Source organism: Citreicella sp. C3M06 (genome assembly GCF_018860705.1).
Classification (GTDB): Bacteria; Pseudomonadota; Alphaproteobacteria; order Rhodobacterales; family Rhodobacteraceae; genus Salipiger.
This window is the reverse complement of sequence record NZ_JAHKQA010000094.1, coordinates 1-7,576: the sequence shown is the minus strand read 5'-3', so window position 1 is coordinate 7,576 and position 7,576 is coordinate 1. Positions and strand designations below refer to the sequence as shown.

The 7,576-nt window shown below is 67.4% G+C and carries 7 protein-coding genes; 2 read left to right on the top strand and 5 right to left on the bottom strand.

Going from position 1 to position 7,576, the window contains the following annotated elements:
* Positions 1-441: 441 nt before the first annotated feature.
* A complete protein-coding gene (locus tag KO516_RS22070) occupies positions 442-1,272 on the top strand; it encodes an inositol monophosphatase (protein WP_252737820.1) in 831 nt (276 codons plus the stop codon).
* Here the strand turns inward: KO516_RS22070 and KO516_RS22065 are convergent.
* From KO516_RS22065 to KO516_RS22045, 5 genes are read right to left on the bottom strand one after another with little or no spacing between them, the layout of a single operon-like run.
* On the bottom strand, positions 1,269-2,117 hold the full coding sequence (locus KO516_RS22065) for a glycerophosphodiester phosphodiesterase family protein (protein ID WP_252737819.1): 849 nt from the start codon (positions 2,115-2,117) through the stop codon (positions 1,269-1,271). The two genes, KO516_RS22070 and KO516_RS22065, sit on opposite strands and share 4 nt — an antisense overlap.
* Positions 2,110-3,171, bottom strand: coding sequence for an ABC transporter ATP-binding protein (locus KO516_RS22060; protein ID WP_216005947.1), 1,062 nt, complete (start codon positions 3,169-3,171; stop codon positions 2,110-2,112). The genes KO516_RS22065 and KO516_RS22060 overlap by 8 nt, the downstream gene beginning before the upstream one ends.
* Before the next feature lie 10 nt (positions 3,172-3,181).
* Complete coding sequence (locus KO516_RS22055; protein ID WP_216005946.1) at positions 3,182-4,036, bottom strand: ABC transporter permease; 855 nt, start codon at positions 4,034-4,036, stop codon at positions 3,182-3,184.
* Positions 4,033-4,926 (bottom strand): ABC transporter permease, encoded by an 894-nt coding sequence (locus KO516_RS22050; protein ID WP_216005945.1) that lies wholly within the window; start codon positions 4,924-4,926, stop codon positions 4,033-4,035. Before KO516_RS22050 ends, KO516_RS22055 begins: the two co-directional genes overlap by 4 nt.
* A 5-nt stretch (positions 4,927-4,931) precedes the next feature.
* Positions 4,932-6,089, bottom strand: coding sequence for an extracellular solute-binding protein (locus KO516_RS22045; protein WP_216005944.1), 1,158 nt, complete (start codon positions 6,087-6,089; stop codon positions 4,932-4,934).
* Positions 6,090-6,300: 211 nt separating this feature from the next.
* Between KO516_RS22045 and KO516_RS22040 the strand changes: the two genes are divergently transcribed.
* The gene (locus tag KO516_RS22040) at positions 6,301-7,482 is read left to right on the top strand and encodes an MFS transporter (RefSeq protein ID WP_216005943.1); all 1,182 of its coding nucleotides are present in this window, start codon (positions 6,301-6,303) and stop codon (positions 7,480-7,482) included.
* Positions 7,483-7,576: the final 94 nt, after the last annotated feature.

The following is a 7,576-nucleotide window of genomic DNA, read 5'->3' as shown; positions in this document are numbered from 1 at the left end:
GCCGGGACTAAACACCTAGCCCTGAAGGAGCGTCATCGCCCAAGCACCAAAAGTACCAGGTGCCCGGCATGGGCCCATACCTCGTCGGAGCGAGCGGTAGCTTTGCGTGGCCTTTTTCTTACGAGCATCTTCTGGACGATCTCGCAGTCTTTAGACCCGATGCCGTTGGCCTTCCCCGCCCAGTTGGGGTATCCCAGCTTGGTCGCGAACTCATTCCTAGAGCTGATGATCGCGGAGTGGGCTGACTGGGCACGGCAGACCTCGTTAAATATTTTGGCCTTATCCGCGCGAAGCCCTCTCCGGGATCCTCAGTCCTCAGCCAACAGCTGAGGGGTCGCCGCTTGGTGTCCGTTTTCGGCCGTTCATCAAAACTTCACTTGTCCCGGGGACGCGGCGGACGCATTGCAGTGTGGACGAAGATAGCTTTTGAAAGACGCCAATATGCCTTCCCTTACACTACAGGCAGCCCTCCCCGAGACAACGTCCGAAGAACTCCGCGCCATGGCGCGGGCCGCTCTGGCCGGAGGCGAGGTGGCGCGGCAAACGCTGCGCCGCCGAGATGGCGCCGAGATGGTGCACAAGGGGCGCCATGATTACCAGACGCAGGGCGATCTGCAGACCGAGGCGGTCATCGTCGCCGCGCTGAGAGAGGCCTTTCCCGGCTGCGGCATCATGGGCGAGGAGCAGATCGGCGACCGCGCAGCGGAAGAGGGCCGGTCGACCTTCGTGATCGATCCCATCGACGGCACCACCAACTACGCCTGGGGAATCCCGCATTTCGGCGTGGTGATCACCCGGCTCGAACGCGGTGAGGTAATGGCCGGGATCACCTATGATCCGATGATGGGCGAGATGTTCTCCGCCGAGATCGGACAGGGGGCCTGGCTCAATGGCGTCCGCCTGGATGCGACCGGCACGGCAGATGTGGAGAATTCGGTGATCGGGGCGGGGCTGCCCATTCGCGGGCAGGTGCGGAGCGTGTCCGAAGACTGCTATCACGCCGCGCTGCGCCGGGCGATGGACAGCACCTCGGGTGTCCGGCGGCTCGGCAGCTCGGCGCTGTCGATCGCCTACGTGGCCGCGGGGCGGCTCGACGGGTTCTTCGAGGACATGCTGTCGCTGGTCGACTACGGCGCCTCGGTGCTGATCCTGCGCGAGGCGGGGGGCGTGGTGACCGGTTTCAACGGCGGAGATATCCGCAGCCCCGGCGCAATCCTCGCGGGCAGCGCCGGGATGCATCCCTGGCTTCTGGAGGGCTTCGCCGCGGGCTAGGCTAGCGCGGCGAAGAGCCCTTCGGGGTCGTCAGTGGTGATCTGGTCCACCCCGAGCGCCATCAGCCGGCGGCACAGATCGACGGTTCCGGGTGGGAGCGCCTTCACCGTGTAGGCGTCCACCCGGCATCCCGCGGCGTGGAAGGCGGAGATCATGTCGAAGTCGCGGCCCAGGGCGTCTAGGATCAGGCGGATGTCGAGGTAGATCATCCGGGCGGTCCCGGCCTCGGCGAGGGCACGTCCGACGAACCCGCTGTCATCACCAGAGACCTCGAGTGCCTCGCGGGCGCCGAAATGGCAGGGGTCGTGGCCGGTCTTCAACTGCGGCAGCGCCTCGGCCAGACGGCGGACCGCCAGCGCATCGCCCCCCGACAGGATCATGTGGCGCTGTACCGGCGCGACGTCGCGGGTGAAGGCACAGATATCGCTGTCCGACAGGGTGCTGTTGTCCTCCTTCAGATCGAGCTGCAGCAGGGCACCTTCTCCGATGGCGGCGGCCGCGAGGTCGCGGCAGAGGTCACCCAGCAGCGCCACCCCGACATCGGTCGCCGCCCCGCGGTTGTCGCGCAGGTGCAGTGCGCGCAGCGTCTCCGCCGAGGCCAGCCCGACCGGCCCGCTGCCGGAGGTCGCTCGGTCAAGGGTCTCGTCATGCAGCACCGCGAAGCCGCCGCCGGCGTGGCGGCGCAGGTCGATCTCAACCGAGGCACCGAGCCGCATGCCCTCGCGGATCCGCTGCGGGTCGAACTCGAAGTCGGCGAGGCGGCGGCGGCCCCGGTGCCACTTAAGCCAGGTGCTGCCCGCGGCGTGCACGATCACCGTGGGGGCCGGTGTCATCAGCTCAGACATGCACCGCCACCCGCCGCTCGAGCGTCACCTCGGCCAGCTTCGCATCACCCCGAAACAGCGCCACGTGGCTGGCCTCGGGCGCGACCTCCTGACCAGTCTCGTAGCGGGCGCTCGGCGGGCACATGGCCTTGAGCCGGCCGCCGTCGGGAAGGTCGACGTCGACCAGCAAATGCGTGCCGTAATCGGTGACCAGATGCACCCGCATTCCGGTGCCGCGGGCGGGGCACAGGGTCAGCGCCTCGGGGCGGATGGCCAGTTCCACCGGCCCGTCGGGAACGGCGGCGCGCACCGCGAAGAGCGGGTGGTCCGAGACGCCGCCGCGCATGTCGCAGGGCAGGAAGTTCATTGAGCCAATGAACCCGGCGACGAAGCGGGTCTGCGGCCCGCGGTACATGCGGTCGGGGCTGGCAACCTGTTCGATCTCGCCGCCGCGCAGCACCACGATGCGGTCGGCCAGCGCCAACGCCTCGTCCTGCCCGTGGGTAACGAAGAGCGTGGTGATGCCGAGCCGCCGCTGGATGTCGCGCAACTCTTCGCGCAGGCGCTCGCGCAGGTGTTGGTCGAGGCTGGCGAATGGCTCGTCGAGGAGCAGGATCTTCGGCTCAAGTACCAGCGCGCGGGCAATGGCGACGCGTTGTTGCTGGCCGCCCGAGAGCTGCCAGACCCGGCGTTCGCCGTAGCCTTTGAGGCCCACCAGCGCCAGCGCTTCCTGCACCTTTTGGCGGATCTGCGCCTTGGGCAGGCCGCGCAGCTTGAGGCCGAAGGCGACGTTGCCCGCCACCGACATGTGCGACCAGAGCGCGTGGCTCTGGAACACCATGCCCGTGGGGCGCTTCTCGGGCGGCACGCGGGTATGGTCTTCGCCGTCGATCAGGATGGCGCCGCGGTTCGGCGTCTCGAAGCCGCCGACCATGCGCAGCACGGTGGATTTGCCCGAGCCCGATGGGCCGAGCAGGCAGACCAGCTCGCCGTCGGCGACGTCGAGCGAGAGGTCGCGGATCACGTCGGTGTCGTCGAAGGATTTGCCGAGGTTCTTGAGTGTCAGTTGTGCCATTGTTGTCTCCTCAGACGCCGAAGCCCTTGGCAAAGGATCCCGAGCCGACGAGGCGGCGGGTGAACATCAGCGCGATGAAGCTCGGCACCCATAGAAGGACCGAAAGCACCGCGCCGTATTGCACGACGATCTGGTTGTTGATGTAGGTGATCATCAGCACTGGCATGGTGCGGATCTCGGGCGCGCCGATCAACCAGGCACCCTCTGTCTCGTAGAAGGTGCCGACGAAGCTCAGCAGCACGGCGGCAAAGATGGTGGGGGCCGCCTGCGGCAGGCTCACCGACCAGAACACCCGGATCGGACCCGCGCCCGCGTCGCGCGCCGCCTCTTCCATGGCGCGGTCGACGTTCTGGAAGGCGGCGACGGGGATCCATATCATCATCATCAGCGTGCCGACGAGTTGGATCAGCACCACCCCCCAGAAGGTCGAGATCAGCCCAAGGTTCAGGAAAATCCCCGCGATCGCCACCAGCAGGCCGAACTTAGGGAAGGCATGCGAGGTGAGGAACGACAGGAAAAGCACGTTCCGCCCCGGGAAATCCAGCCGCGCGAAGGCATAGGCAGCCGGGAGGCAAATCAGCGCCGACAGCAGGGTGACGGTCACCGACAGCCGCAGCGAGAGCGACATGGCGTTCCAGACGTCGGGGCGGGCGAGCGTCGCTTCCCAGAAACGGAAGCCGAACTCCTGCGGCAGCAGGCTGGGGTAGCGCCAAACCTCGGCAAAGGCCCAGATCGCCACCACCAGCAGCGGGATCACCACCACGACCCCGAGCGCCAGCGCCAGCGCCACTCCGAGCCAGTCGGGGCGCTTGGTGCGGTGGACGGGAACGTCGGCGGCAAGGGTTGATGGGTCGATGGCGGTCATCTGCGGGCCTCACGGTTCTTGGCGATGGAGCGCACGTAGAAGGCGCCGAAAACGGCACAGATGAGGAAGGAGATCACCGCCTGCGTTACCGCCATGCGGGTGTCCATAACCTGCGAGAAGGTACGCTGCATGAAGGGACCCATCATCTCGGGGGAGGCGGGGCCGAGCACGTAGGGCAGCGTGAAGGCCGAAAAGATGCTGAGCACAGTGAACGACAGCACAACCAGCATGGCGTTGCCGATCTGCGGGAAGATGATGTGGCGTAGCAGGGCAAGCGGGCGGGCCCCGGCGTCTCGCGCCGCCTCGACCGCGTTGTCCGACACCGCGCCGAGCCCGGCAACCAGCATCAGCGTGGTGAGCGGGATATTGTCCCAGACCAAACCGATGATCGGCCCCCAGGGGGTCAGGTAGGGCGAGTTGATCTTCGGCAGGCCGAGAGCGTTCAGCACCAGATCGACGCCGCCGTTTGGCCCGATGGTGCGGATCAGCGCATAAGCGAGGATCACCGAGGGCACGAACATCGGAAACAGCGCCAGCCCCTGCAGCACGCCGGCGACCCGGCTCTTGGCGAAGCGCAGGTAGAGCGCAAGCGGCAGGCAGATCGCCAGCAGCAGCGCGGCGCAGACCGCGGTGACCCAGAGAGTAAGCCACAGGTTCGCCAGCGCATAGCCGTCGGAGAAGAAGCGGACGTAGGTGTCCACGCTGAAGGCCGTGCCGGTCTCGGTCTGGACAACGAGCGTGCGGGCGATGGCATTGAAGATCGGGTAGATGATCAGCCAGCCCAGCAGGGCGACCGGCGCGGAAACGAGAAGGAGGCCCGTGAGCCCCCTTCCGTTGCTTGCTGCCGTGCCGCCCGTCCGGCGCGTGCCGGAGGACGCAAGGTCGGTCATCGCGCTCAGCCCCGGGTCAGGCCGGGGGCGACATTGCGGTACCAGCCGTCGTTGATGGCCGCGTCCCAGCCGCCGCCAGGGAAGGTCGGGATCGAAGCGGGGATCACGTCGGCGTATTTCTCGCGCAGCGTGCCGTCGACGTGGTCCCAGGACACGCCAGGGAAACCGCCGAGCTCGGTGATGATCTTCGACTGCACGTCGGCCGACAGCACGTAGGCGGCGAGCTGCAGCGCCACCTCGCGGTTTGCCGCGTTGGTCGGCACGGTGATGCGGCTGAAGCCGCCGCAGAGCGCGAGATCCTGCAGCTGCACGAGGCCGGTGTTTTCCGGCAGCACGCCCATGGCGATTGCCTGCAAGACTTGATCGGACCAGACCGGGGTCATGCTCACGACACCCTGCGCCAGCAGCTGGATCGATTGGGTGTTGCCCGACGAGTAGGAGCCGCCCTCATACAGGTCCGGCGCGAGGCCGTTCAGCAACTCCCATGCGCCCGGCAGGGTCTCGGCGGCATAGTCTTCGGAGTAGTTCCCGAGGGTGAATTTCTGCGGGTCGCGGCCGTTGGCTTCGTGGATCGCGCGGCGCACGAAGTTGCCGCCCGAGCCGCCCTTGTCGGGGCGGTTGTAGATGAACTGTCCGGGGTTGGAGTGGATCCAGGTCGTCATCTCGTCCCAGGTCTTCGGCGCGTCCTCGGCCGCGACGCGGCTGGCGTCATAGGCCAACAGCACCTGGCTGCCGCGGTAGGGCAGATCAAAGTCGGTCTGTTTGGCGGCAGGGTTGACCTTGTCCAGATTCTCGATCCCGGCCTCGGCGAAGTTCACCCACAGGCCCGCGTCGATCGAGCCCTCGGTCTGGTCGGGGGTGTAGGCCTCGAAGAGATCGACCTGCGGATCGGCGTCGCTGCCGAGGGCGGCCATGGCGCGGTCGGCCATAGCGCGCAGCCCGGCGCCGTCACCGGCGTCGACGACCCGCACGCGGGCATCGGGGGACACCGACTTGAAGCCGGGCAGGATCACGTTGGTCCAGAAGTCCGAGATATTGCTGTCCGAGCCGGTGTAGACGTTGACGAAGCCGTCGGCGGCAAGGGCGAAACGGGGCAGGGCCAGCGCGGCAGCGGAGGCAGAGGCGGTCGCGAGGAAGCCGCGGCGCGAGAAATGGGAGGTCATGTTGGTTCCTGAGGGGTCAGATACGTCTCGCCGGGGAGGTCGGCGGGTTCACAGACAGCGCAGATAGGCTCGTATTGTTAAGCTTTTGTAATGGTTTGGTGATGCGTCGGTGAAGATGGTCCGCACCGCCGGATTGCGCATGGACTTGATCGGCGTTTGGTGGTTCTGCGAAGCTCTCCCTCGTAGGCCAGCTTCTGAGGCTTGTCCGACCATGACACTTCGCACTCCCCTTTTCGCGCTTCCTGCGGCCATCTTCCTGGTGAACGCGGTGCTCTACGTCACGCTCTATTCCCGCCTGCCCGAGGTGACCGCCGCGCAGGGGATCAGCCCGGCGGCGCTGGGGCTGGCGCTCCTCGCGCAGACCGGCGGCACCCTGCTCGGCTTTCCGCTTGCAGCAAGGGTGATCGAGCGCTTCGGGGCACGGCGGGCGGCTGGGGCAACGCTGCTCGTGGCCATGCTGCTTCTGCCGCTCGCGGCGTCCGGCCAGCTGGCGCCGGGCTTGGCGGGCCTCGCGCTACCGCTTTTCGGCTACGGGTTCGCCATGGCGATCATGGAGGTCGCCAAGAATCTCATCGCCGCGCGGATCGAGGAGAGGAGCGGCCGCAACGTGATCTCCAAATGCCATGGCTTCTGGTCGACGGGGCTTTTCGTTGGCGCAGTGCTCGGCGGCTGGGCCGCGAGCCGCAGGATGACCGCCGCCTCGGAGCTGGTCCTGCTCGGCGCCGCCAGCCTGCCGCTGGTCGTGCTGCTGCTGCTGCTGCTGCGGGTGGGCGATCCCGAGCCGCTGGTGTCTGCCGAGGCGCCGGTGAAGGGGCCGCGGTTCGCCCGGCCCGATGCCTTCGTGATTGGCCTGCTGATCCTCATCGCCGGCTTCAGCATCACCGAGCGGGTGATCTACGACTGGTCGATGTTCTACTTGCGCGAGGAACTGGGGCTGGATGCGCTGAGCGCCTCGCGGATCTACGCCGCCTTCACCATCGGCATGTTCGCGGCGCGCATGGCCGGAGACGGGCTCCGCGCGCGGCTGCGGGTCCGGGTGCTGCTGCGGATGATGGCGGTGACGACGCTGGCGGGACTCGTGCTGTGCATCGCCTCGCCCCTCGCCGGGATCGGAGAGGCCGGGCTGCTCGCCGGGTTCGCGCTAGTCGGGGCCGGCGTGGCGCTTGGCGCGCCGGTGGCGACCTCGCTGGCGATGCGGCACCCGACGCGCTCGGCCACAAAGACCATGGCGGCCTACTCGCTGGCCTCGCTGCTGGCACTCTTCGCGGTGCCGCCGCTTCTGGGCGGGCTGGTCGAGGCACATGGAGCAGTCTGGGCGCTGACCGTCTCGACTCCGCTCCTGCTCGTGGTTCTGCTGTGTGCGGGACGCATCGTCGGCTGGATGGGGCGGTAGGAGGCGCGTCACGAAGAGGGTGTAGCGACCTTCCGAACTGTCTGACGTCAGCACCCGTGGGACAGATTTGAGGATTTGAACAACGGAGGGTTTC

Excerpts from the sequence above, each read along its gene's own strand:
- KO516_RS22045 (WP_216005944.1), bottom strand. The coding sequence starts at position 6,089 with ATGACCTCCCATTTCTCGCGCCGCGGCTTCCTCGCGACCGCCTCTGCC.
- KO516_RS22055 (WP_216005946.1), bottom strand. The coding sequence starts at position 4,036 with ATGACCGCCATCGACCCATCAACCCTTGCCGCCGACGTTCCCGTCCAC.
- KO516_RS22070 (WP_252737820.1), top strand. The coding sequence starts at position 442 with ATGCCTTCCCTTACACTACAGGCAGCCCTCCCCGAGACAACGTCCGAA.
- KO516_RS22060 (WP_216005947.1), bottom strand. The coding sequence starts at position 3,171 with ATGGCACAACTGACACTCAAGAACCTCGGCAAATCCTTCGACGACACC.
- KO516_RS22040 (WP_216005943.1), top strand. The coding sequence starts at position 6,301 with ATGACACTTCGCACTCCCCTTTTCGCGCTTCCTGCGGCCATCTTCCTG.
- KO516_RS22065 (WP_252737819.1), bottom strand. The coding sequence starts at position 2,117 with ATGTCTGAGCTGATGACACCGGCCCCCACGGTGATCGTGCACGCCGCG.
- KO516_RS22050 (WP_216005945.1), bottom strand. The coding sequence starts at position 4,926 with ATGACCGACCTTGCGTCCTCCGGCACGCGCCGGACGGGCGGCACGGCA.